The organism is Corallococcus sp. AB011P, from assembly GCF_003611605.1.
Lineage (GTDB): Bacteria > Myxococcota > Myxococcia > Myxococcales > Myxococcaceae > Corallococcus > Corallococcus coralloides.
This window is the reverse complement of sequence record NZ_RAVX01000029.1, coordinates 31,595-55,302: the sequence shown is the minus strand read 5'-3', so window position 1 is coordinate 55,302 and position 23,708 is coordinate 31,595. Positions and strand designations below refer to the sequence as shown.

Here is a 23,708-nt window from a genome sequence, read left to right as displayed (position 1 = left end):
CCATGAACGTCCGCATCCTCGCGCTCGTCGCCGCGCTGCTGCCCGCGGTGGGCTTCGCGCAGAACGAGCCTCATACCTGGACCGTGCGCCTCATCCCCACCGCCGGAGAGACGGCCGCGCGGGTGGTGATGGGTGAAGCGTCCGAGCTCGTCGTGGAGGTGACCAACACGTCCACGTCCACGAACGACGCGCGCCTGTCGGAGGTGTCGTTCGTCCTCCCGACCGGCTACCAGCTCCTGGGTGGCCTGCCGGCGGAGGAGAACCCGAATTGGAAGATCGAGTACATCGACTCCACCCAGCGGCGCATCACCTTCCAGTCCACGCTGGGCTGCATCGATGAAGGACGCGGCCTGGCGCGGACCCAGTCCGCGCGCTTCGTGCTGAGCGTGGTGGCCCCAGCGGGCACCAGCGACGTCACCACCGAGCGCTTCGCGACGGGCACGAGCGGCCGCGACCAGTGCGATGGCACGAACTACGGCATCACCGTGGGCAACATGACCCCGTGGACGCGCAGCACCCTGTCCGCGAACGTGACGCTGTCGCCCCGGCTGCTGGCGGTCAATGGCACGACGGTGGCGCGCGTCGTGGTGGAGAACCGGGGCACGGCTTCGGCCTCGGTGCTCTTGGACAACCCCGCCACCACGAGCAGCGTGCCCCTCACCACCGTGAGCAAGAGCCCCACTGGCAACGCGACCGTCGCGGTGCGGTCCGCGGGCATCTTCGTGGCCAACCTGCGGCCCACCGCCGCGGGTGCCGTGGCCGCGCGCGTCCGGGCGCGCACGAGCAACAATGCCGTCAACGCGCCGCTGGCGGACTCGCCCGTGGCGGACGTGGGCAACCTGGTGGCGGCGGCGGACATGGACATCGTGGATGCGTTCGCCGGTGATCAGGTGGCGCTGCGCCTGACGGTGCTCAACACCTCCACCACGAACACGTACACCCAGGTGCGCCCGCGCGCGCCGGTGCTGCTGGGTCGCGCGACGGCGTCGCTCGTGGCCGGGCCGTCGCCGGAGAGCGTGGCGCAGCTGGCGCCGGGGGCCTCCGCGCAGTTCACCTGGCGCTACCAGGTGTCGGGCACGCCCGGCGCCCGCTACCAGTTCCAGGCGCAGGTGGACGGGACGCTCAACGGTTCGGCGGTGGCGGGGGATGTCGTCACCGCGCGCAAGGGCCGCATCGTGGAGCACCGCGTGCGGCTGAGCCAGGAGACGATGTCCACCGCGGCCACGGGCGTGACGGTGGCGTACACGGTGCAGAACCGGGGCACGCTTCCCATCTACGAGGTGAAGCTGTTCAGGCCCGCCGTGAACTACTTCTCGGTGGCCGCGTCGGGCCCGCAGGCATTCGGCGACTGGAACGTCACCACGGACACGGCCGGCTTCCTCTGGGAGTCGGAGACCGGCATCCCGGTGGGCGGCGAGGCCACCTTCCGCATCACCTATTCGGGCTTCACCGCCGTCACCGCGGACACGGCGTTCCGTCACCGGCTGGAGCTGAACCAGGGCTGGAACGATCCGCGCATCTACGTGGAGGGGACGATGACGCTGCTCTCGGTCGCCGCGTCCCCGGACGTGGGGCGCCTCACGGGCGTGGCCCGCGACGGCAGCGTGACGCTCACCTGGGACAACCCCTTCAACCACGGCGGCACCCTGGTGCTGCGCGCCGAAGGGACGAGCCCGCCCAACCCCGCGCCGACGAGCGGCGTGCGCTACGCGGTGGGCGACGTGCTGGGCAACGCGACGGTGGCCTACGTGGACGAGTTCAGCTCCGCGTCGTCCATGACGGACACGGCGGTGACGAACGGCACGACGTACACCTACCGCGTGTTCAACGTGGATGATCAGCTGCGGTACGGGCCGGGCAACCAGCCCACCTCGCAGGGGCTGTTGGCCACGCCCCGGGCTCGCGTGGCGGGCAACCCGCTGTGGTGCTACTCGGTGGGGTTGGACACGACGCTGCAGCCGGTGACGGAGCTGGGCGTGGGCATCTTCAGCTCCTTCAACGACTCGGTGGTGGCCACGCGCACGAACACCACGAACCCGTCCGAGGACGGCGCGGAGCGCTTCCGGCCGGTGAAGATGGCGGGAAAGATCGCCACGCGCTTCCCGGTGGTGCCGCTGCTGGGCCGGCCCGGGCAGCAGTGGATCGTCGTGGGGGATCAGACCGGCGTGCCGGCGGTGCTCAACGCGGCCACGGGCGAGTTCCTGTGGCGGAACACCACGCTGGGCCTGGGCAACATCAGCTCGTTCCCGGTGACGCAGCTGCTCGACTACGCGAACCCGGAGTACCGGACGACGTACTCGAACGTGGACCTGGCCATCTTCGCCACGCGCAACACGTCCGCGCAGAACCAGGTGGTCGCGCTGAACGCGGCCACGGGCGCGCTCATCTGGCGCTACCGGCCCGGGGACCTGGGCATGGTGAGTGGCGGCATGATGGTGGACTACACGACGAACCGGCTCTACGTGCCGACCCGGTCGGGCACGAGCGCGGCCACGCTGCGCGTGCTCAACAGCCTCACGGGCGCGGAGGTGGCGCGGCTGTCGCTGGGCGACCTGGAGTTCAGCGTGGTCCGCAACGCCACGACCAACCAGATCCTGATCACCGCCAATGACGGCCGGGTGCACGGTGTGAGTCCGGCCACGTACGAGATTGTGTGGACCGTCCAGGTCGCGGACGCCACGCAGCGGACGTTCACCCACTTCGTGCGGCCCCAGGGCCGGGGCTTCGTGGTGAGCCGGACCAATGACACGGTGGAGCACTACTCGGTCGATGCGGCGAACACGACCAACGTGCCGGCGTGGAAGTGGAAGACGCCCATCATGAACCCGTCCGGCCTCTTCACCCTCAACGTGAACGGCGTGCCGCGCGTCTACGTCGGCAGCGCGGACGGCAAGGTGCACCAACTGGAGCTGGAAAATAATGGGACGGACACCGGGCAGGTGACCGTGGGGCCGGCGCAGCTCATCGGCGTGCCGACCATCGATCACACCGTGGGCCGGTTGCATGTCGGTACCGCGGATGGTCGAATCTGTGCCTTTCCGGTGCCCTTCTAGGTGGGCCATCACGTGAGCCAACGTCCTTCACAGCCGCCCGCGGGGCCCGCCGTGCCAAAGCCGCCGGCTGCGTCCGCCGTGTACGTGCCGCCCGCCATCCTGTGGGAGCAGCCCTTCGTCGCGCTGGCGCAGCTGTCCATGTGCACCATCCCCGGCGAAGGGGAGTGCGTGCCTTGAACGGCGGGGACCCCCTGCCGGGTCCCCGTGACGGCGCGCTCCGGATCACCCTGGCCGGGTGGACCGTGGCGCTCGACGTGGAGGATGACGCGCTCGCCGGTCCGCTCCGGCGCGTGTTCGGCGCGTTCCTCGCTCCGGAGGCCGTGGCTCCCGATGCCCGGCTGGTGATGCGGAACCCCCCCAGCCCCCTTGCTCCGCCTGAGATGCAGGAGCTGCCCCGGCTTACGCCCGGTGACTCGGGGACGCTGCGCGTGGAGGGCGCCGGGTACTCCGCGGTGCTCTCTCCGGACCGGCGCCACGCGGACGTCATCGGGTCCGGGCGGTACCCGGTGGAGAACGTGATCAAGGTGATGCTCGCGTCCGCGCTCGCGAAGCGATGCGGGCTGCTCATCCACGGCGTGGGGCTGGTGCACGAGGGCCGGTCCGCGCTGTTCGTGGGGCACTCCGGCGCGGGCAAGAGCACCCTGGGCGGGCTGTGGCGCGAGGCCGGCGGGACGGTGCTCGCCGACGAGCTGGTGGCGGTGTGGCCCGTGGAGGGTGGAGGGTGGAGGGCGGCGGGAACGCCCTGGAACGTGCCGGTCCGGACGGCGGAGGCCGCGCTCGTCGCGGTGGGCACGCTGGGTTGGGACGCGGCTTCGCGGTGGGAGGCGCAGGGGGCGGGGGAGGTGGCCCGCGTGCTGCTGCTGAATGCGCTGTTGCCCGAGCCCACGCCCGCGGGCCGGGGAGCGCTGGTGGGCGCGGCCGGACGCGTGCTGTCGTCCGTGGAGACCGCCCGGCTCGTGTTCGCGCGGGATGCCAGCGCGGTGCGGGTGGTGCGGGCGCGGCTGGCGTAGCGGCGGGGGCTCGCGCTCGCCTCGCGTCTGCGTTACAGCGGGCGTGGGAGGCGGATGCTGGTGGCTGAGACGCGGGTGCCGTTGACGGTGATCGCTGGGCCCACGGCGTCGGGGAAGACGGCGTTGGCCATCGCCTGGGCTCGCGACGCGGGAGGGGAGATCGTCAGCGCGGACTCGCAGCAGGTGTACCGCGCCTTCGACATCGGCACCGCGAAGCCTTCCGCCGGGGAGCTGGCCGCCGTGCCGCACCACCTGGTCTCCTGCGTGGATCCGCTCGAGCCCTTCTCCGCCGCCGAGTACCAACGCCGCGCGGACGCGGCCATCGCGGACATCGCCTCGCGGGGGCGGCCGGTGTTCGTCGTCGGTGGCACCGGCCTGTACCTGCGCATCCTGCTGCACGGCGTGGTGGACGCGCCCGGCGCCCTGCCTTCGCTGCGCGCGGAGCTGGAGGCGCTCGCGGCGGAGCAGGGGAGGGAGGCCGTGCATCGCCGGCTGGCCGAGGTGGATCCGGAGACCGCGGCGAAGCTGCCCACCCAGGACCTGGTGCGCGTCGTCCGCGCCCTGGAGATCCACGCGCAGACGGGCGTGCCCGCGTCCGAGTTCCGCCGCGCCCATGCCTTCGCGCCGGACCGCTATCCCTTCCAGCTCAACGTGTTGGAGCCGCCGCGCGAGTCCCTCTACGCCGCCATCAACGCGCGCACGGAGGCGCTCTTCTCGCGGGGGCTCGTGGAGGAGACTCGGGCCCTGCTGGAGCAGGGCTACGCGGACGCGGCCCCCATGCGCAGCGTCGGCTACGTGCAGGCCCGCGCCGTGGTGGAGGGGCGGATGACCCGCGAAGAGGCCATCACCGACACCGCGCAGCAGACCCGGCGCTACGCCAAGCGGCAACTCACCTGGTTCCGCAAGGAGCCCGGCGCGGTGTTCCTGGCGCCGCCGTACACCCGTCCTGCCCTCTAGGCGTGGCAGGCCGCCCTGGCCCCTGCTTGGTGTTCCGCCTCATTTCGTCGGTCGGCGCCGATTGTTCGCGCCCGGTCGCGCTCCCATCTTCCACGAGGAAGCGCTACCCCCACCACGTCCACTCCCGGACCGACAGGCGGCCGAGGGCCCGAGGCGGGCAGCCATCACCGTGGAGATCGCCATGCGAACGAACGTTGAACGCGCGCCGGAGACCCGGCCGGACCGTCCCCCCCGGGGAGCCTCCGCCATGTGGGGCGGCCCCTTCATCCTGGGCCTGTTGACGGCGATCGCGGGGGTCGTGCTGCTGGGCGCCACGTTCTTCACCAGCATGGTCACCGTCTTCTTCGTGGGGATGATGCTGGTGATTGGCGGCGTCCTGGAGATCGCCGCGGCCGTCCGCTCACGCAGCGAAAGCCGGAGCGCCTTCTGGTCCTTCATGCTGGGAGGCGTCCTCACCACCGTGGTCGGCATCCTCACCGTCATGTACCCGGCCGCGGGGCTTGCCTCCCTCACGCTGCTGATCGCCGGCTACTTCTTCGCCAGCGGCCTCTTCCACGTCATCACCTCCGTCATGGACCGCTACTTCCAGTGGGGATGGGACCTGGCCTATGGCCTCATCTCCCTGGTCCTGGGCCTCAGCGTCATGGCCAAATGGCCCGCGTCCTCCGTGTGGCTCGTGGGCACGATGGTGGGGCTCGCCGTCTTCTTCCGAGGCATCTCCATGATGTCCGGCTCGCTCATCCTGCGGCGGGGACTGCATCGCGTGGAGGCTTGAGCGCCAGGACGACACCCCCTGGCGTTCGTTCACTTGGGGTGAAGTAGGGATGTCGGCGGGTGAAGTCTGGACCGGGGGGACCGGCGCCGGTGCCTGGCGCCGGACCCGCGCGCGGCCTCCTTCGTGAAGCCGGGCCTGGTCGCGAATCCACGCCGACGTCCGCCAGGAACCGAACTGGTTGAAGACGTCCCCGCCCTTCGTGTCGCGCGCCGGGTGGTGCAGTCAGGTGTCAGGACGCAAAACGGTCTTCGCCAAATGCATCCACGACCGGGTGCCGGATGACGTCGCGCGGCGAGCCGAGCGGGTCCGGCACGCGGCCGGTGAGCTGGCACAGGAGGCGGTCCGGGTTCACCGGCTTGGGCAGAAAGGCCTCCGCGCCCGCGTCGAGCGCGCGCTGACGCACGTGCGGACGGTTGAGGCCGCTCATCACCAGCACGCGCGTGTCGCGGGTGAGCGGGTGCTGCTTGAGGCCTTCACACAGACGCAGGCCGTCCACCCAGTGCAGCACCACGTCCAACAGGATCGCGGTAGGCGGACGGCGCGCCACCGCGCAGAACAGCGCCAGCTCGTCGGCGAAGGACACCACGCGCGCGCCGGTGCTCTCCAACAGCAGCGTGAGCGCCTCGCGCGTGTCCGCGTCGTCGTCCACCACGTAGTAGAGGTCCGGCTCCACCTCCGGCACCAGCGTGGGCACGGGCTCGATGGGCGTGCGCAGCCACGAGCCCACCACTTCCCGCACGCCCGACCAGCGCGCCGCGGACAAGAGGCCCAGCGGAGTGGGGGAGCTCAAGCCCAGCACGCCACCGCCGTACACGCCGCCCGCCGAGTGCTTCGCGCGCGCCGCGACGAAAGCCGCCGGAGCCCGCTTGCCCGCGCGGCGCAGCCAGGTGAGGGAGCGCGCTCCCGCCGCCGCGTCCTCCATCAGCTCGCCCAGCCCGTCGCGCACGTAGCGGCGCTCCAGCGACGGCGCGTCCAGGCCGCCATCCAGCAGCGCCACCGCGGCGCGGCTGCACGACGCCAGCGTCTCCGACAGGCCCACCTGCAGCGGGTGGCCGAAGGCCGCGGGGCCCACCGCCAGCTGCCCGGGCGCCACCAGCGTGCGGCCGGGTCCGAAGGGCAGGCGCGTCGTCTCCAGCGTGGTGAGCTCGAAGCCCTCCTCCAGCAGGCCGTCGCGCGCGGCCATCATCAGCACCTGGCACAGGTCCGCGGGTGTCACCGCCGCGCCAAAGGCCAGCGCGTACACGGACGACGCGCCCGGGATGAGGAACAGCGCATCCACGGTCGGCAGCGGCGCCACCCACAGCCTCGCGACCGGCGCCAGGTCCCGGCCCGGCATCCCGCCCTGGATGCGCGCCTGCACCGCCGGCATGGACGGCGCCGGCTTGAAGCCCTTGAAGAAGGCGTCACCCAACAGCGGCCCCGCGCCCGCGGCCATCGCCACCGCGTGGAAGCGCTCGCCGCTGCCCTGCGCCCGGACGACCAGGGGGCCCGCATTGCGCACCGCCGTGGGCGCGTCCGGGGCGGGCGCCTGCCGCTCCACGCGCTCCACGTGGCGGTTCACGAACCGGGCGCCCTGCGCGCTGGCCGCCGTGGACAGCACGTGGCGCACCATGTCCAGGCCGCCTTCGCCCCGGGGCCAGCCATCCACGACCCAGAGGCCGCCGGCCGCGCAGGGCAGCAGCTCGCGCTCACCCTGGGAGATGACCTCCACGCCGCGCAGCTCGTGCGCGCGCCACTCCGGGGGAATCCGGCAGCCCAGCGCGGCGAGCCGCGAGCGGCACTCCGGCGTGAGCAGGGCAGGGGGCGCGGTGCGCTCCTCGGTGCCCCCCGCGTAGACGCGCACGTCCAGGGCCACGCCCCGCGCGCGGCCGTTGAAGAGAAGAGAGGCCGCGAGCCCCGCCCCGGCGATGCCGCCGCCGACGATCGCCACCCTCGAACCACTCGCCAGCTTGCTGGTCCCGCTCATCGCGCGCCCTCGTTCCCTTCCCGCCGTCAGTGCCGCTGCGCCGCCGGTGAGTGGGCCGACTGGCCGTACACCACCACCCGGTCGCGCCCCTCCCGCTTGGCCTCGTAGAGCGCGGCGTCCGCCGCCTTCAGCAAGGCCTCCGTGCTCTCACGCGGGGAGTCGGCCGTGTGGTCCGCCACGCCCACGCTGATGCTCAACCCGAAGGGCGCCGGGCGCCCGTCACCGCGCTGCACGTTCACGCCGCGCAGCTCCGAGCGCAGGCGCTCCGCGAACACCGCGGCCTCCAGCGACGTCTGGTGCGGCAGCAGCACGACGAACTCGTCCCCGCCGAAGCGCGCCGCGAAGTCGGACTCGCGCAGGTTGCCTTGCATCAGCGTGGCCAGGGCCAGGATGGCGCGGTTGCCCACGTCGTGGCCCATGCCGTCGTTGATGGCCTTCAGGTGGTCCAGGTCGATGACCACCACGCTCAGCGCGTAGCCGTAGCGCTGGGCGCGCTTGAACTCGTCCTCCAGCCGCACGGACAGCGCCCGGAAGTTCGCCAGGCCCGTGAGCGCGTCCGTCTGCGCCAGCACCTGGAGCTTGCGCTGCTGCTCGCTCTGGCGAACCGCGCGGTCGATGCGGGCGAGCAGCTCGCGCGAGCTCGCCGGCTTGTGGATGAAGTCCACGGCGCCCATCTCCAGGCATCGCTCCAGGGTCGCCTCGTCCGCGTCCCCCGTGAGGAAGATGACCGGCACCATCTCCGTGCGCACGTCGCCCTGGAGCGTCTCCAGGACCGCCAGCCCATCCCCGGAGGGCAGGAAGCGATCCAACAGCACCAGGTCCGGGCGGTGCTCGCGCGCCAGCTCCACGCCCGCGTCCGCGTCCGAAGCGGCCAGCACGTCGAAGCGCGGGGCGAGCAGGTCCATCAGGCCTTCGCGCACGCCGATGTCGTCCTCGATGATGAGCAGGAGCGCGCGCTCACTGCTGCGGCCGTGCCGTTCCATGAACTGGTTCGCTCCGCTCGCCTGACCCGAAATGGCAGGCCGAAAGTCTCGGGCGCCACGCCCTTCCAGGTGCTCCCCACGCCCTTGCGCCCCACGCGCACCCGCCGCCGCCTCGTCCTGCAAGCACCCACCCACCCATCCAAACTTCACCCGAGACCTCCGGCTGCCAAGCCCGTCCGCCTCCGCGGGGGCTTTGGGAACCCGCTGTTCCGATTGCCCGCGTGCCCCTGCCCGAGAGCAAGCCCTGTGCCCCGCGCTTCACACGCGGGGCTGCCTCTTTTCAGGGGGTTGCATGGGGGCCGGTGAGACAGCCAACAAGACAGCCGGAAGACGTTGCAGCGTGGGTCCCACGCGCACGGTAGGAATTGCCGGACGCGGGCCGCTCGCGAACGCGTGCCCCGAGGGGGGATGGAGCGGCTGATCCGTTGGAAACTCCCCGGAAGCGCGCACCTGGCGGCGCCTCGACGGGGTTGCTGCGAGCAGCGGAAGGGGGCCCTGGCGCCATTGCATTGGCGCCGGGCCGTCACTCCGCCGGGACTTCAGCGCCGGTTCGTGAACTGCACGCGACGCCCGCCGCCCTGGGGCGGCATCATCGGCGGCGCCTCCAGGCCGAACTGCCACCAGAGCGGCTCGTAGGGCTTCATCTTCAGGCGCTTGTCGTTCTGCAACTGGGCGAGGCTGCCCTTGAGCTTCTCGTCGGAGGGGTTCAGCTCCACGCCGCGCGCGAGCACGCGCTGGGCGCTGTCCTTGTCCTTCAGCTGCAGGAGGCACCACGCGTACACGGCCCAGACGATGGACTCCTTCTTGCCGCTCTTCACCGCGGCCTCGAAGGAGGTCTTCATGGCGGGCACGTCGTTGCGGCGGAAGTGCAGGGCGCCCGCCATGGCCTTGGCCATGTAGTTGCGGCCGCTGGCCTTCTCCAGGTGGGGCTTCGCGCCGTCCAGGTCCTTCACCATGTACTTCAGCATCCCGATCTGCGCGTGGATCTCCGGGCCGATGAGGAACTGCCACTTGTCCCAGACGAGGCCCTGCTCCAGCGTCTTGACGGCGCGGTCCACGCGCCCCTGGGCCTCCTTCTGGTTGGCGGGCTGGCCCTGGAGATCATTCTGCACCGTCGTCATCAGCGCCTGGACCCGGGTGGAGACCCGGCGGGCGAGCACGATGTAGGTGGCGAAGAAGACGATGACGCCGGGCACGATGCCGGCCCACCAGGAGAAGCCGCCGGCGAACTTCACCAGCACGCCGACCGCCAGCCCGATGGCCAGGGAGATGAGGAGGTTGTACATGCGCTGCCCCTTTAGCGGTGTGCGTGGACAGCCGCAATCTTCGGATGCACACGAACCGAAGGCGCGATATACGTTCGGCCGCCTCGCTCACACCCAAGGGGCCCTCTGTCGAAATTGGTAGACGAGGCGGACTCAAAATCCGCTGCGGCTGACCCCGCGTCCCGGTTCGAGTCCGGGGAGGGCCATCTTCAAACGCAGACCCGGCGCCCGAGATGCCGTCCCTTCCGGGCCGCCCGAACGTGAAAGCGCTCCCCTGTTCCCCGCGCTGGAAGATGCGATGAAGGTCCTGCTTGTCGAGGATGATCCGAGCCTCCGCGAGGGAATGGGAGAGCTGGTCTCCGAGCTGGCGGACGTGCAGGCGGTGGGCACCCTCGACGAAGCGCTGCGCGCCCTGGCGGCGGACCGCTTCGAGCTGGTGATGACCGACATGCGCATCGCCGGAGGCCACACGGACGGCCGGGGTGTCCTGGAGGCCGCGCGCCGGCAGCGCCACCCGGTGGCCATCGTCAGCGCCGCCAGTTCGGACGAGGTCGCCCAGGTCCTGCACCCCTCGGTGCCGGACGCGCTGTTGATCAAGCCCTTCCAGGTGGACGACATCATGGAGCTGGTGGAGCGCTTCCTGGAGCTCAAGCGCCAGGTGGTCGCCGCCGCCCGGGAGCCCGTGGCCGGGGACTCCTCGGAGTGGATTGAACTGTCACCCGGAGTGAAGGGTGCCGGTTCGGAGCCGGACAGCGCCCGGACCTGGATGCGGCTGGCTGCTGAAGCGGCCTTCCCCTGGAACCGTTCCCGGTCCGCCCATGGGGTCCTCCTTTTGGAGGGCGACCTGGAGCTGGACAGCGAGCGTTATGCCGCGCCGTGCTACCTGTTCCTCTCCCAGGGCGCGTCGCCCCAGGTGAAGACGCGGGCCGGTGCGCTGGCCGTGTGCGTTCCGCTGCGCGGCTAGGCGAAGAGGTCATCCGTGGACATTCCCCTCTGGCCCACGCCGCATGAGCCGTCACGTCTGGGGCGTCCGTCCCGGCGCGCGGCCACCGCGGCGGTGGAGACGCACATCGCCGTCCTCAAGGGCGAGCCGCTGAAGGCCGCGCTCGCCACCGCGCTGCGGGAGGCGGAAGGGCTGGGCGGGCAGGAGCGGCGCTTCGTGGCCCTGGCGGCGCGCGAGCTGTCCCGGCACACGCGGCTGTTGGACCTGGCGGCGCGGCAGCTGGGGCATTCCCCCGGCAAGCACGCGCTGACGGAGGATCAGGCGCTGGTGCGCTACACGCTCTGGCGGCGCCTCTTCTGTGGCGAGGGCTGGGCGCGCATCGGGCCGGAGGTGAAGCTGCCGGGGCCGGTGCGGCCGCGCACGCTGCATGACGCGGTGCTGGAGGGGCTGGCGACGAAGCCCCTGGCGGAGCCCGCCGCGGCGGAGGGCTCGGAGGCTGTCGTCGAGCGGCTGGCCACCCGGTACTCGTTCCCCGGTTGGCTCACGCAGCGGCTGGCGCAGGTGTATCCGGAGGCGACGCTCGCGGGGCTGATGGCGTCCTTGGACGAGGAGCCGTCGCTGCACTTCCGCGCGCGGCCCCCGGGCACTCGGGACGCGGTGCTCGCGGCGCTGGCGGAGGAGGGCGTGGCGGTGGAGGCGGTGCCCTGCGCTCCGGACGCGCTGCGGGTCGCGGACTCCAGCCACCGCATCTTCGAGTCTCGGACGATGAAGGCCCGGCGGCTCCAGGTGCAGGACGTGGGCAGTCAGCTCATCGTCCTCGCGTGCCTGCCTCCCGGGGCGACATTGGATGGGCTCACCGTGGCGGACGTGTGCGCGGGGGCCGGCGGCAAGACGCTGGGGCTCGCGGATCTGGTGGGCGCGAAGGGGAAGGTGCTCGCGGGGGACCGCTCCAAGCGGCGGCTTTCGGACGCGCGCGAGCGCGTGCGCGAGTTCGGCCTGAAGCAGGTGGCGTTCCCGCACCCGGTGCCGCTGGAGGCGGTGGACGTGGTGCTGGTGGACGCGCCGTGCAGCGGCACGGGTTCCCTGGCGCGCGAGCCGGATCAGAAGTGGAAGCTGTCCGCGAAGGCCATCACGGAGTTCCAGGCCACGCAGTCCAAGCTGCTCGCCGAAGTGGCCGCGCAGGTGAAGCCCGGGGCGCGCATCGTCTACGCCACGTGCTCCGTGCTGCCGGAGGAGAACGACGCGGTGGTGGAGGGCTTCCTCCAGAAGCACCCGGGCTTCGCGCTGGAGCCGGTGGGGGAGGGCTGGGCGCCGGAGCTCCAGGTGGGAGTGGACGGTCCCTACCTGCGCGCCCTGCCGCCCCGGGTCCCCGGCGGGGGCTTCTTCGCCGCCCGGCTGGTCCGCAAGGCGGGTTGACAGTCGCCGAGCCGCCACGTTACGCACGAACGACCTTCTCCTCTCCCGAGGGTGACAGCCGTGGCGGCAGATCCGAAGCAGACTGAAGTGATGCGGCAGATCAACGAAGCCTTCCAGGCGGCCGAGGCCAAGCTGGCCAAGCTGCGGGAGGCCGTCGAGCGCAACACGGAGCTGGCGCGGGCCAACGGCAAGGCGGCCTTCCTCAAGGACAAGAAGGAGCAGACCCACCGCGAGCTGGGCGAGGCCGTCTGGCAGTCCGTCCAGGCAGGCCGGCTGGAGCTGCCCGCGAGCTTCGCCCGGCTGCTCCAGAACATCGCGGCGGCGGAGAAGGCGGCGGCGGACCACGCCGCGTCCCTCACCGACCTGCTCCGGGAAGGAGAAGAGGTGGCGGATCGTTTGAAGGTAAAAACCGTCGCGAGGCCGCAAAAAGTTGTGGCGTCCGGGACGAAGAAGCCGTAGAAGTCGCGCCGCCTCACGGCACGGACCGCCCCCCACGGCGGACCGGGCAGCACGCAGCAGCAGCAAGACGGGGCTATAGCTCAGCTGGGAGAGCGCTTGAATGGCATTCAAGAGGTCACCGGTTCGATCCCGGTTAGCTCCACACTGAATTGAGAGAGGCCCGCGAGAGAAATCTCGCGGGCCTTTCGCTTTTGGGGCGTCCGCCAGAGCGCCCCGGCGCCCTCGCTACGGGTTCGCCGGGACGTCGCGGGGCAGCCGGACGGTGAAGGTGGTGCCCGCCTCGGCGGTGGACTCCACGGTGATGATGCCCCCGTGGGCCTCCACCAGCTTCTTCACGATGTAGAGCCCCAGGCCGATGCTCCGGCTGCTGTGGTCCACCTCGCCGCTGGGGCGCTGCAGCGGCTGGAAGAGGCGGCCCATCCGCTCCGGGGGGATGGGAGCCCCCGCGTTGTGGATGGACAGCGTCACGGCGTCGGTCCCTCCGTGGGTCTCCACCAGGACGGCGGTGTCCCGGGGGCTGTACTTCAGCGCGTTGGTCACCAGGTTCTGGGCCAGCTGCCCCAGCCGGTCCGGATCCCACGCGCCCAGGCCGTTGCCGCTCCGGCGCCGGCGGATCTCCCGGTCCGGGTGCGTGGCTTCAATCTCCTCCAGCACACCGTCCACGATTTCGTGCAGGTCCGACGCGCGCCGCTGGATGTGCAGCCCGCCACCCAGGCGCGCCTGGGTGAAGTCGAGCAGGTCGCGGATCATCCGGTGGGCCCGCTCCGCGGCGGATTGGATCCGGCTGACGGCCTTGGTGCTGCGCTCGTCCAGCTCCTCGCGGCGCATCAGGCTGGCGGCGCCCAGGAGGATGGCGCTCACGGGGTTGCGCAGGTCGTGGCTCACGATGCCGATGAGCTGCTGTTCGAAGTCCGCGCGCTGCTGCTGCTGGGCCTGGGCCTGGCGCAGCTCGTGGACGTCCATGGACGTGCCCACCCACTTGATGACCCGGCCCTCCGCGTCCTTCACGGACAGGGCGCGCACCAGGTGCCAGCGGTACAGGCCGTCCCGGTAGCGCACCCGGTGCTCGGACTGGAAGCGCTCGCCATGCGTGAGGGCCTCCACCCAGGCCCGGCCGCTGGCGGCAAGGTCGTCGGGATGGATGACGTGCCGGTAGCCCCGGTCCAACAGCGTCTCCGCGCTCACGCCGGTCTGCTCCGTCAGCACGCCGTTCACGTAGGTGACCGAGCCATCCGGAGCGGTGACGAAGACGGCCTCCGGCAGCGCCTCCGCGAGCGTGCGGAACTCCTCCTCGCTGCGGCGCAGGGCGTCCTCCGCGGCCTTGCGCAGGGTGACGTCCTGCATGGCGCCCACCATGCGCAGCGCCGTGCCGGCGGCATCGCGCACCACCCAGCCCCGGTCCTCTACCTGGGCATAGGTGCCATCCGCCTTGCGGAAGCGGTACTCGGCATGCCAGTCCTTGCCACCGGGTGCGGCCGCGATGGAGTGGAGGCCTTCGATGGCCTGCGCGCGGTCCTCCGGGTGGACGGCGTCCGTCCACCAGTCCAGTTCGGGGGGCACCGTGCCGGGCGCGTAGCCGAAGAGGGTGTGGATGCCCTCGCTCCAGGTCACCTCCTGGGTGCTCAGGTCCAGGTCCCAGACGGCGTCCTTCGTGGCCCGGGTGGCCAGCCGGTAGCGTGCCTCCGACAGCTGGAGGGCCTTGAGCAGCTCCTCGCGCTGGGCGCGGGCCCGCGCGGCGTTCACCGTTCCCTCCAGGCGGGCCACCAGCTCGCGCACGCCGAATGGCTTCACCAGGTACTCGTCCGCGCCGGCGGTGAGGCCCTCCACCTTCGCCTCCTCACCCGCGCGCGCGGACAGGAGGATGACGGGGACGGAGGCCGTGCGCGGATCCGACTTCAGCGCGCGCATGAGCCCGAAGCCGTCCAGCCCCGGCATCATCGCGTCCGACAGCACCACGTCCGGCGGGTGCTGCCGTGCCAGCTCCAGCGCGGCGTGGCCGTCCGCCACGGTCGTCACCTGGAAGCGCCCCTCCAGCGACCGCCGCACGTATTCGCGCATGTCCGCGTTGTCGTCCGCCACGAGCACGTGCCCCCGCACGACTCCCGGGGGCGCCTCCGGGAAGGGCGCGGGCACGGGTGCGGCGTCCGCGTCCGTCAGCCACTGCGCCGCCTCCTGCACGAAGATCTCCGGATTCGGCGCCCGGACGGCCTCCCGCGAGGAGTCCCTCCGCTGCTCGGGCGGCAGGTGCGCCGTGCCGGTGGGCAGGGACACGGTGAAGGTGCTGCCCCTGCCCAGCGTGCTCTCCACGGAGACGTGGCCGCCGTGCAGCTCCACCAGCTCCCGCACGAGCGCCAGCCCGATTCCGCTGCCTTCATGGCTGCGCCCCCGCGCGCCCTCCACCCGGTGGAAGCGGTCGAAGACGCGGGGCAATTCGTGGGTGGGGATGCCCGTGCCCGTGTCACTGACGGACAACTCCACCCGGCCGTCCTCTTCGCGGAGCCGGACGGTGAGGGTGCCCTGGAAGGTGAACTTGAAGGCGTTGGAGAGAAGGTTGAGGACGACCTTCTCCCAGAGATCGCGGTCCACCCAGACGGGGGTGGACAGGGCAGGGCAGTCCACCTGGAGCCGCAGCCCCGCCCGCTTCACCAGCGAGTCGAACGCGCTCGCGAGTCCCGCGGTGAGCGGCCCCAGGTCCGTGGGCTCGAAGGTGGCCCGCATGCGGCCCGCCTCCAGGCGGCTGAAGTCGAGCAGGCTGTTCACCAGCTTGTGCAGCCGCTGGCTGTTGCGCTGCACGAGCGCCAGCCGCTCGCGGTGCACGGGCTCCAGCGGGTGCTCCCTGTCCGCGAGCACGTCCCCCAGCGGCCCCAGCATCAGCGTCAGCGGCGTGCGGAACTCATGGCTGACGTTGGAGAAGAAGGCCGTCTTCGCCCGGTCCAGCTCCGCCAGGGCCTCCGTCTGCCGCCAGGCGTCCTCGTGCCCGCGGGCTCCGGCGATGGCCGCGCCCAGCCCGCTGGCGGTCAGCTCCAGGAAGAAACGGTACGAGGCATCCGCGGGCACCCGCGGAGACATGCCCAGCACGAGCACACCCGTGGGAGCCGGCTCCCCGGGGCGGGACATGGGCACGACGAGCGCGGAGCCCGGCTGCGGCACGCCTTCTCGCAGGGGGAGGGGACCGAAGCGGGCCTCGAGTCCCTGGACCTGCTCGGCCTGCCCGGAGCGGATCACCTGGGCCAGGGGCCAGGGAGAGGCCTCGCCCGGCTCCAGGCCGACCTCCTTGGGACAGAAGGGGCAGTCCCCCTCCAGGCCCATGCGCCCCTCCAGCCGCGCCCGGAGGCCGTCCGCGTCCACGAGGTAGAGCAGCGCGAACGGGAGGTCCGCGGGGTTGGTGGCGAGCGCCTCCAGGCCGCGCGTGGCGGCGTCGTGGACGCGGAGGCTCCCGCCCGCGCGTGAAGCCACCTCCTGCAGCGTCCGGAGGCGGCGCGCGTCCAGCACCTGGCTGGTGGTCTCCACCACCGTGTCGAGCACGCCGTTGACGGCCCCGGATTCGTCGCGGACGGGGCTGTAGGAGAAGGTGAAGTAGGTCTCCTCCAGGAAGCCGTTGCGCTCCATGAAGAGGCACTGGTTCTCCGCCATGATGGCGCGGCCCTCGCGGCGGACCTGCTCGACCCAGGGACCGATCTCTCCCCAGATCTCCGTCCAGACCTCGCGTCCGGGCCGCCCCAGGGCGAAGGGGTGCTTGTTGCCCAGGATGGGCTGGTAGGCGTCGTTGTAGAGCTTCACCGCGTCCGCCCCCCAGAACACCATCATGGGGAAGCCCGAGTTCAGGCAGACGCTGGCGATGGTGCGCAGGGACTGCGGCCAGGAGGACACCGGACCCAGCGGCGTCTTGGACCAGTCCATGGAGCGCATCAGGACGCCCATCTCGCCGCCTCCGGCGAGCACGTCCTGGGCCGCCGCGCGGTCGGCGTCGTCCGGCAGCGGCGCGGGTGCGTCCGCGCCGTGCCCACCGGACGTCCTGGAGCCGTGATTCATGTTCGTTCCGTAATCGAAGCCCCTCTGGGAGGCCAGGGGAGGAACGCGGGAGGCCGGCCGCTTCAGAGCCTGGCAGCCCGCCAGCGTTCACGGCGAAACGCTCCCGAGCGATGGCGCCCGTCCCGCGAAGAGCCAGGCCGGGAAGGGCGCCACGCCACGGATGACACGCGCGGAGGACTACTTGCCCGCGAAGACGTTCATCACGTCCTTGAGCAGCTTGAGCGACTCGCCGTGGGGACGCTGGAAGGCGTTGCGGCCCATGATGGAGCCGAAGCCGCCACCCTGGTGGATCTGCTTGATGTCCTCCATGAGGGCGGACGTCTCCTTCGCCTCGCCGCCGGAGAAGATGACGATGCGCTTGCCGTTGAACGCGGAGCGCACCACCTCGCGCACGCGGTCCGCGAGCGTCTTGGTGGAGATGTTCGCCTTCTCGAAGGCCTTCTTCGCCTCCGCCTGCTCCAGGAAGTCCGTGGGCGGCTTCACCTTGATGATGTGCGCGCCCATCTGCGCGCTGATCTGCGCCGCGTACGCCACCACGTCGATGGCCGTCTCACCCTCCTTGGACAGCGCGCCGCGCGGGTAGGCCCAGAGCACCGTGGGCAGGCCGTAGGACTTGGCCTCCGCGATGATGTCGCGCAGGTCTTCATACTGCTCGTTGCGGGCCGCGGAGCCCGGGTAGATGGTGTAGCCCACCGCCGCGCAGCCCAGGCGCACCGCGTCCTTCACGGACGACGTGACCGCGGACATGGGCGCGGCCGTCTTGGCCAGCGAGTCGGAGTTGTTCACCTTCAGGATGAGGGGAATCTCACCGGCCAGCTTGCCCGCGACGGCCTCCAGGAAGCCCAGCGGCGCCGCGTACGCGTTGCAGCCGGAGTCGATGGCCAGCTGCGCGTGGTAGTCCGGATCATACCCCGCGGGGTTGGGACCGAAGGAGCGCGCGGGGCCGTGCTCGAAGCCCTGATCCACCGGCAGGATGACCAGCTTGCCCGTGCCGGCGAGCGTGCCGTGATTCAAGAGGCGCGCCAGGTTCGTCAGCGTGCCGGGATTGTCGGAGGGATACCAGGAGAGGATCTGCTTGACGCGGTCGGTGTAGGCCATGGGGTTTCCTTGAAGGAAGGCGTCGAAACTGGCGCGGGATTCTGCGTTCCTTGCCCGCGCCCACCAAGCTTTGTCTGAACGGAATGTCCGCGACTGTCACGCCCTCTACGCGCCTTGCCGCGCGAGCCGACTGGAGGGAAGCCGACATCCGGACCCCCGGGAAGGTGCACAGAAATGCTGCGCCGTCGCGGGCTTCCGGATATGCCCGGCCGCACACGAGGCGGACCACAGCATGGGCACAGAAGTCGGCAAGGTCGTCGCAGTGGCAATGATGCTCACCGGTGGCGTGGCGGGCGCGCAGATCTCGCCCACGACGGCTCCCTCGAATGCTCCTGGAACGGGCGCGCCGGGGACCGCGGCTCCCTCGCCCGGCAGCCTGTCACCGGGCACCGTGCCCGCGCCCTCGCCCGGCACCACCCCGGCCCCCGGCCCCACCGGCACCGGGTCCTCCGCCGCCAACCCCACCCCTGGCACACGCGCGCCGCTGCCTGGCCCCGCCGCCGTGAACCCCGGTCCGGCCGCCGAGCCGGGCAACGCCGCCCAGGGCGCCACCACCGGCACGCCCAGGCCGGCCGCCGCCACCCCGGGCGCGCAGGACCTGGGCACGTCCCCCATTGCCCCCGGCTCGGGTGACGGAGCACGGGGTGACCTCACCCCTGGCGCTCCCAGGGGCCCTCCGGAGGAGGCCCAGGCCCCGGGCACCTCCCAGGCCACGAAGCCCCTGAAGGGGCCCATCACCCTGGCCCAGCTGGTGGCGCGGGCGCGCACGCAGGACGCGCGCGTGGCGGAGGCCTCCGCGGAGCTGCGCAAGTTCCAGGCGCTCTACGATCAAGCCCGCTGGGCCTGGTTCCCCCGGTTCGAGATCACCCTGGGCGCGGGCGGTCCCGTCCCCGAGGCGCGCAACAACGGTCTGGGCGGCCCGCCCACCACGGAGGCGTCGCTGGAGGGCGACTGGAACTTCGGCAATATGGGCGTGACGGTGTTCTCCACCGGCAACGCGGTGCTGCCGCTGTACACCTTCGGCAAGCTCTCCGCGCTGGAGAAGGCGGGCGAGCAGGGCCCCAAGGTGGGCGCTGCGCTGCGCGAGCGCGTGCGCGCGGAAGCCGGCTTCCAGGCCGCCCAGGCGTACTACGGCTACCAGCTGGCCCGGGCCGGGCTGAAGCAGTTGGAGGACGTGGCCAAGCGCCTCAAGGACGCGGGCGACAAGATCGACGCGCTCCTCAAGGAGGACTCGGATCAGGTGACGAAGCTGGACACCTACAAGCTGGGGTACTTCCGTCAGCTGGTGGAGTCGCAGCGCGCCACCGCCATCCAGGGCGAGCAGTTCGCGCTCACCGCCATCCGGCTCCTCGCCAACGCGGGCCCGGACGAGCAGGTGGAGGTGATGGAGGAGGACCTGCCGCTCCAGGGCGACGTGAACGTGCCCGACCTGGAGACCTCGCTGAAGCAGGCCAACGAGCGCCGACCGGAGCTGAAGGCCATCGCCGCGGGCATCATCGCGCGCGAGCAGGAGGTCATCATCCGCGAGCGCAGCTACTACCCGGACCTGGGGCTCGCGGGCTACTACGACGTGCGCTGGACGAGCAGCGCCACGCGCCAGCGCAGCCCCTTCGCGTACGACCCCTTCAACGACCGCACCGCGGGCCTGGGCCTGGTCATCCGAGGCACCTTCGACATCCCCATCAAGGACGCGCAGCTGGAGCAGGCCCGCGCGGAGCTGGACAAGATGCACGCGCAGGAGCTGACGCTGAAGGCCGGCATCCGGCTGGAAGTCACGCAGGTGCAGAGCCAGCTCGCCGCGTCCTACGCGCGGGCGAAGTCCTTCACGGAGGCGGAGAAGAACGCGAAGCGCTGGGCCACCGCCGCCTACGCCGCCTTCGACCTGGGCACCGGCGACACGCGTGAGCTGGTGGACGCCTTCACCGCGCTGGCCCAGGCCTCCGCCGAGCGCGGCAAGAGCTGGCACGACGTGCGCGTCGGATTGGCGTCACTCGCCCGCGTCACCGGTGCCGTCCCCACGGCGGATGAATAACCCTTCCAGGCTGCCAGTCCTCACAGGTGTCGTCACACCTGAACTTCAACCCGGAGCTTCATCCCTATGATTGCTTCCCTGCTTGCCGCCACGCTGCTCGCCGCCGCCCCCGTGAGCCCGCTCAACGTGGTGAAGAACGGCAACGCCGCCGTGCAGAAGGCGGCCAACGCCCCTGGCGCCAGCGTGCAGTCCCTGGCGACCGTCGTGGAGTCCTTCGTGGACTTCGAGGAGCTCGCCAAGCGCGCCCTGGGCGAGAAGGCCTGGACGGGCCTCACCGCCGCCCAGCGCAAGGAGTTCACCGACACCATGACGGGCCTGCTGCGCGCCTCGTACGCCCAGAAGGCCATCGGCCAGGCAAAGGCGGACGTGAAGTACGGCAAGGAGAGCGTGCAGGGGAGCGAGGCCACGGTCGACACGGAGCTCACCGTGAAGACGGATCAGGTGCCCGTGAACTACCGCCTCTACAAGGCCACGCCCAAGGCCGACTGGCGCATCTACGACGTGATCACCGACGAGGTGTCGCTCGTGGACACGTACAGCGGCCAGTTCAAGAAGATCCTCTCCACCAAGGGCTTTGACGGCCTGCTGACGACGCTCAAGTCCAAGCGCGCCCAGCTGGAGAAGGAGAACGCCGGCACCAGCGCGGCGTCCGTGAAGGAGTCCGCCGCCGGTGGTTCCGGCGCCGCGCCGCAGGCGAAGTAGGGCAGGGCGCTTCCAAACGGCTTCAAGCAGTGACCTTCCGCCCGGGTGCCACCAGCGCCCGGGCGGAAGTGTTTCGGGACGTCAGACGGGCCGCTGGAACACGCGGTACGTCTTGGAGCGCTGGCCGCCCATGGACTCGATGGCGCGGTTGACCAGGTGGTTGTCCTCCAGCGTCCAGGAGATTTCCCCGCCCGTGTACCCCAGCTCCTTCGCGGTGCGCAGGGTGTCCAGGTAGAGGATGGCGTCCAGGCCGCGGCGCCGGTAGCCCTCCTTGATGCCCAGCGTGAGCAGGCGCAGCCGCTTGAGCTTGCGCGACGCCAGCACCAGCTTCACCAGGCCAATGGGCAGGCCGAACGTCGTGAGCCGTCCGTTGGCCGCCTTGAACGCCGCGTTGGCGTCCGGCAGCGTCATGGAGAAGGCGACGGGCTCGCCCTTCACCTCCGCGATGAGCACCAGCTCCGGACGCACGATGGCCTTCATCTCCTTGGCCATGTGCTCGAACTCGCGGTCCGTGAAGGGGATGAAGCCCCAGTTCTTCTCCCAGGCCGCGTTGTAGATCTGCTTGATGCGGGCGACCTCGGCGGGGAAGTCCTTCAGGTTCACCGGGCGCACGGTGACGCCCTCGCGCTGGCGGATCTTCTCCGCGATGCGCGCCACCTTCTCCGGCGGCGGCGTGGACGCGGACAGCTCGAAGGCGAACAGGTCCTTCGCCTTGGTGAAGCCGCACGTCTCCAGCAGGCCCGCGTAGTACGCCGGGTTGTAGGGCATCATCAGCGCGGGAGGGCTCTCGTAGCCCTCCACGAGCAGGCCCCAGTCCTGGTTGGAGGAGAAGTTGGCCGGCCCCAGCACGGTGTCGATGCCGCGCGCCTTCAGCCACGCGCTGGCCGCGTCCAGCAGGCCCCGGGCCACGCCCGCGTCGTTCACGCACTCGAAGAGGCCGAAGAAGCCCTCCTTCGTGCCGTGGAACTCCATGTGGCGCGGGTTCTTGATGGCCGCCACCCGGCCCACCACGTCCTGCCCGCGGCGCGCGAGGAACAGCTCCACCTCCGCGTAGTCGAAGAAGGGGTTCTTCTTCGGGTCCAGGAAGTCGCGGCGCTCCATCTCCAGCGGCGGCACCCAGTTCGGGTCGTCACGGTAGAGCGAGTACGGCAGCCGGATGAACGCAGTCCGGTCCGCCGCGCCGCGCACAGGGGTCACCTGCACGTCGGAGGGCATGGAGGAAGCAGGGGAGGACGCTTCGTGCTTGGCTGGGTGGGCCATGAGGGGGGCTCAGTTCCTTTCGGCCTGGTTGCCGTCGGAACTGTCGCTGCCGTTGCGCATGAAGAGCTGGGCGCCCTTCTCCAGGAGCACGCCACCCAGCTCGCTGCGCTTCTCCCACAGCTTCTTGGGCGCACCGCCCAGCCGCCGCAGGTCCTCCGGCTGCAGGTTCGCCGCGCGCCAGGTGAGCTGCTCCACCGCGTCGAAGAACTTCCCGGCCATCTCCCGCGAAGACATCCGCGACAGCTGCTCCAGGGAGAAGCCCTTGTCCGCGAGCAGGCCCGCGCTGCCCGCCGCCCACGTCTCGCTCGCCTTGTTGCTGCGCACCGCGCTGCCCGGCCGGGCGATCTTCACCGGCTCGTACACCGTGGGGCGCGTCTCCGGGATGACGTTGAGCTTGCGGCCGATCTTCTCGAAGGTGTCCAGCACCTGATCCAGCTGCGCGTCCGTGTGCGTGGCCATGTAGCTGGTGCGGATGAGCGCGTGGCCCGCCTCCACCGCCGGCGGAATCACCGGGTTGGCGAACACGCCCGCCTCGTGCAGCGCGCGCCAGAAGCGGAAGCACTTCACCTGATCGCCAATGTGCACCGGCACCACCGGCGTCACCGACACGCCCGTGTCGAAGCCCATGGCGCGGAAGCCGTTGTGCATCTTCTCCGCGATGTCCAAGAGGCGCTCGCGGCGCTGCGGCTCCGCCTCGATGATCTCCGTCGCCTTCAGCGCCGCCGCGATGGACGCGGGCGTCATGGACGCGGAGAAGATGACCGACCGGGCCTTGTGGCGGATGTAGTTGATGACCTCGAAGGGGCCCGCGAGCACGCCGCCCAGCGACGCGAAGCTCTTGGAGAACGTGCCCATCACCAGGTCCACGTCCTTTTCCAGGCCGAAGTACTCGGAGGTGCCGCGGCCCAGCTCGCCCAGCACGCCCATGGCGTGGGCGTCATCCGTCATCACGCGGGCGTTGTACTGCTTGGACAGCTCCACGATGCGGGGCAGGTTGCAGACGTCGCCCTCCATGGAGAACACGCCGTCCGTGACGATGATCTTCCCGGCGCCCGGCTCCGCCGCGGCGAGCAGCTGCTCCAGGTGCTCCATGTCGTTGTGGCGGAACTTGCGCTCGGTCGCGAACGACAGGCGCACGCCGTCCACCAGCGACGCGTGGTTCGCGCGGTCGCTGAACACGATGTCGTGCCGGCCCAGGATGGACGCCAGCGCCAGGTTCGTCTGGAACCCGGTGGAGATGACGATGGCCGCCTCGCGGTTGAGGAACTTCGCCAGCCGCGCCTCCAGCTCCTCGTGCAGCGCCAGGGTGCCGTTGAGCAGGCGCGAGCCGGAGCACGTGGTGCCGAACTTCTCCGTCGCCTTGATGGCCGCTTCCTTCACGCGCGGATCCGCCGCCAGGCCCAGGTAGTTGTTCGAACCCACCATGATGACCCGCCGTCCCTCGATCTCCACCTCCGTGGAACCGTGCGACGCCTCGATGGCCCGGAAGTACGGGTACAAACCCGTGGCCTTGGCGATGCGGTAGTCCTTCCAGGTACGGCACTTGTCGAACACGTCGCTCATGGTGGTCTTTCTTACGCGTCGGAGGGTGTGATCCGAGCCGCTTTCCATGTGCAGGGCGCGTTCCAGGTTCGGATTGCCCGGCCGCGCGAACACCCAGGGGGACGACGCGAGGGGGTCAATAAAGAGGGAAAACCGCACTGTCAAGGCGGGGACGGTCCCATTGCACCGGGTGTGGGGCATCCGTGTCAGGGCGC

17 protein-coding genes and 2 tRNA genes are annotated in these 23,708 nt (G+C 71.1%); 12 read left to right on the top strand and 7 right to left on the bottom strand.

Translation table 11 applies throughout. The annotated features are described in order from the left end of the window. Nucleotides 1–2 precede the first annotated feature (2 nt). The 5 genes from D7X30_RS38420 (at nt 3) to D7X30_RS38405 (ending at nt 5,795) form a co-directional block, all read left to right on the top strand. On the top strand, nt 3–3,053 hold the full coding sequence (locus tag D7X30_RS38420; RefSeq protein WP_120567976.1) for a PQQ-binding-like beta-propeller repeat protein: 3,051 nt from the start codon (nt 3–5) through the stop codon (nt 3,051–3,053). A 12-nt stretch (nt 3,054–3,065) separates the two neighbouring features. Next, nucleotides 3,066–3,230 carry a hypothetical protein gene (locus tag D7X30_RS42120; RefSeq protein WP_158616729.1) on the top strand — a complete coding sequence of 55 codons (165 nt, stop codon included), beginning with the start codon at nt 3,066–3,068 and terminating at the stop codon, nt 3,228–3,230. Next, entirely contained in the window at nt 3,218–4,063 is an 846-nt protein-coding gene (locus D7X30_RS38415; protein WP_120567953.1) for a hypothetical protein, read from the top strand. The genes D7X30_RS42120 and D7X30_RS38415 overlap by 13 nt, the downstream gene beginning before the upstream one ends. 75 nt (nt 4,064–4,138) lie before the next feature. After that, complete coding sequence (gene miaA / locus D7X30_RS38410) at nt 4,139–5,020, top strand: tRNA (adenosine(37)-N6)-dimethylallyltransferase MiaA (RefSeq protein WP_233592073.1); 882 nt, start codon at nt 4,139–4,141, stop codon at nt 5,018–5,020. Between the two features lie 181 nt (nt 5,021–5,201). Further along, nucleotides 5,202–5,795 (top strand): HdeD family acid-resistance protein, encoded by a 594-nt coding sequence (locus D7X30_RS38405; protein WP_233592069.1) that lies wholly within the window; start codon nt 5,202–5,204, stop codon nt 5,793–5,795. 229 nt (nt 5,796–6,024) lie between these two features. Here the strand turns inward: D7X30_RS38405 and D7X30_RS38400 are convergent, their stop codons facing one another. From D7X30_RS38400 to D7X30_RS38390, 3 genes are all read right to left on the bottom strand, one after another. Next, nucleotides 6,025–7,761, bottom strand: a complete 1,737-nt coding sequence (locus D7X30_RS38400; RefSeq protein ID WP_120567950.1) for a two-component system response regulator — start codon at nt 7,759–7,761, stop codon at nt 6,025–6,027. A 26-nt stretch (nt 7,762–7,787) separates the two neighbouring features. Beyond that, nucleotides 7,788–8,744, bottom strand: a complete 957-nt coding sequence (locus tag D7X30_RS38395; protein WP_120567949.1) for a diguanylate cyclase — start codon at nt 8,742–8,744, stop codon at nt 7,788–7,790. Nucleotides 8,745–9,283: 539 nt separating this feature from the next. Continuing rightward, nucleotides 9,284–10,030 carry a M48 family metallopeptidase gene (locus D7X30_RS38390; RefSeq protein WP_120567948.1) on the bottom strand — a complete coding sequence of 249 codons (747 nt, stop codon included), beginning with the start codon at nt 10,028–10,030 and terminating at the stop codon, nt 9,284–9,286. Nucleotides 10,031–10,129: 99 nt separating this feature from the next. On the opposite strand from D7X30_RS38390, the gene D7X30_RS38385 reads away from it, so the two are divergent. From D7X30_RS38385 to D7X30_RS38365, 5 genes are all read left to right on the top strand, one after another. Next, nucleotides 10,130–10,215: transfer RNA gene (locus D7X30_RS38385), tRNA-Leu, on the top strand. 92 nt (nt 10,216–10,307) lie between these two features. Further along, nucleotides 10,308–10,973 carry a response regulator gene (locus D7X30_RS38380; RefSeq protein WP_120567947.1) on the top strand — a complete coding sequence of 222 codons (666 nt, stop codon included), beginning with the start codon at nt 10,308–10,310 and terminating at the stop codon, nt 10,971–10,973. Between the two features lie 15 nt (nt 10,974–10,988). Then, nucleotides 10,989–12,368 (top strand): RsmB/NOP family class I SAM-dependent RNA methyltransferase, encoded by a 1,380-nt coding sequence (locus D7X30_RS38375; RefSeq protein ID WP_199724672.1) that lies wholly within the window; start codon nt 10,989–10,991, stop codon nt 12,366–12,368. A 60-nt stretch (nt 12,369–12,428) separates the two neighbouring features. Further along, complete coding sequence (locus D7X30_RS38370) at nt 12,429–12,827, top strand: hypothetical protein (protein WP_120567946.1); 399 nt, start codon at nt 12,429–12,431, stop codon at nt 12,825–12,827. Nucleotides 12,828–12,896: 69 nt separating this feature from the next. Further along, nucleotides 12,897–12,969, top strand: a tRNA-Ala gene (locus D7X30_RS38365). Between the two features lie 83 nt (nt 12,970–13,052). Here the strand turns inward: D7X30_RS38365 and D7X30_RS38360 are convergent. Together D7X30_RS38360 and D7X30_RS38355 are read right to left on the bottom strand one after the other, a co-directional pair. After that, on the bottom strand, nt 13,053–16,859 hold the full coding sequence (locus D7X30_RS38360) for an ATP-binding protein (RefSeq protein WP_120567945.1): 3,807 nt from the start codon (nt 16,857–16,859) through the stop codon (nt 13,053–13,055). 177 nt (nt 16,860–17,036) lie between these two features. Then, on the bottom strand, nt 17,037–17,957 hold the full coding sequence (locus tag D7X30_RS38355; RefSeq protein ID WP_120567944.1) for a class I fructose-bisphosphate aldolase: 921 nt from the start codon (nt 17,955–17,957) through the stop codon (nt 17,037–17,039). A 232-nt stretch (nt 17,958–18,189) separates the two neighbouring features. On the opposite strand from D7X30_RS38355, the gene D7X30_RS38350 reads away from it, so the two are divergent. Together D7X30_RS38350 and D7X30_RS38345 are read left to right on the top strand one after the other, a co-directional pair. Further along, nucleotides 18,190–19,989: a TolC family protein gene (locus D7X30_RS38350; RefSeq protein ID WP_120567943.1), complete on the top strand. Its 1,800-nt coding sequence runs from the start codon at nt 18,190–18,192 to the stop codon at nt 19,987–19,989. 66 nt (nt 19,990–20,055) lie between these two features. After that, nucleotides 20,056–20,691 (top strand): phospholipid-binding protein MlaC, encoded by a 636-nt coding sequence (locus D7X30_RS38345; protein WP_120567942.1) that lies wholly within the window; start codon nt 20,056–20,058, stop codon nt 20,689–20,691. An 81-nt stretch (nt 20,692–20,772) separates the two neighbouring features. Here the strand turns inward: D7X30_RS38345 and D7X30_RS38340 are convergent, their stop codons facing one another. Together D7X30_RS38340 and D7X30_RS38335 are read right to left on the bottom strand one after the other, a co-directional pair. Beyond that, on the bottom strand, nt 20,773–21,951 hold the full coding sequence (locus D7X30_RS38340; RefSeq protein ID WP_120567941.1) for an N-acetyltransferase: 1,179 nt from the start codon (nt 21,949–21,951) through the stop codon (nt 20,773–20,775). Nucleotides 21,952–21,960: 9 nt separating this feature from the next. Beyond that, the gene (locus tag D7X30_RS38335; RefSeq protein ID WP_120567940.1) at nt 21,961–23,514 is read right to left on the bottom strand and encodes an aminotransferase class I/II-fold pyridoxal phosphate-dependent enzyme; all 1,554 of its coding nucleotides are present in this window, start codon (nt 23,512–23,514) and stop codon (nt 21,961–21,963) included. Between the last annotated feature and the right edge of the window lie 194 nt (nt 23,515–23,708).

Bases quoted from the DNA above. Each gene is read 5' to 3' on its own strand.
- D7X30_RS38420 (WP_120567976.1), top strand. From the start codon at position 3: ATGAACGTCCGCATCCTCGCGCTCGTCGCCGCGCTGCTGCCCGCGGTG.
- D7X30_RS38405 (WP_233592069.1), top strand. From the start codon at position 5,202: ATGCGAACGAACGTTGAACGCGCGCCGGAGACCCGGCCGGACCGTCCC.
- D7X30_RS38400 (WP_120567950.1), bottom strand. From the start codon at position 7,761: ATGAGCGGGACCAGCAAGCTGGCGAGTGGTTCGAGGGTGGCGATCGTC.
- D7X30_RS38395 (WP_120567949.1), bottom strand. From the start codon at position 8,744: ATGGAACGGCACGGCCGCAGCAGTGAGCGCGCGCTCCTGCTCATCATC.
- D7X30_RS38390 (WP_120567948.1), bottom strand. From the start codon at position 10,030: ATGTACAACCTCCTCATCTCCCTGGCCATCGGGCTGGCGGTCGGCGTG.
- D7X30_RS38380 (WP_120567947.1), top strand. From the start codon at position 10,308: ATGAAGGTCCTGCTTGTCGAGGATGATCCGAGCCTCCGCGAGGGAATG.
- D7X30_RS38360 (WP_120567945.1), bottom strand. From the start codon at position 16,859: ATGAATCACGGCTCCAGGACGTCCGGTGGGCACGGCGCGGACGCACCC.
- D7X30_RS38355 (WP_120567944.1), bottom strand. From the start codon at position 17,957: ATGGCCTACACCGACCGCGTCAAGCAGATCCTCTCCTGGTATCCCTCC.
- D7X30_RS38350 (WP_120567943.1), top strand. From the start codon at position 18,190: ATGGGCACAGAAGTCGGCAAGGTCGTCGCAGTGGCAATGATGCTCACC.
- D7X30_RS38345 (WP_120567942.1), top strand. From the start codon at position 20,056: ATGATTGCTTCCCTGCTTGCCGCCACGCTGCTCGCCGCCGCCCCCGTG.
- D7X30_RS38340 (WP_120567941.1), bottom strand. From the start codon at position 21,951: ATGGCCCACCCAGCCAAGCACGAAGCGTCCTCCCCTGCTTCCTCCATG.
- D7X30_RS38335 (WP_120567940.1), bottom strand. From the start codon at position 23,514: ATGAGCGACGTGTTCGACAAGTGCCGTACCTGGAAGGACTACCGCATC.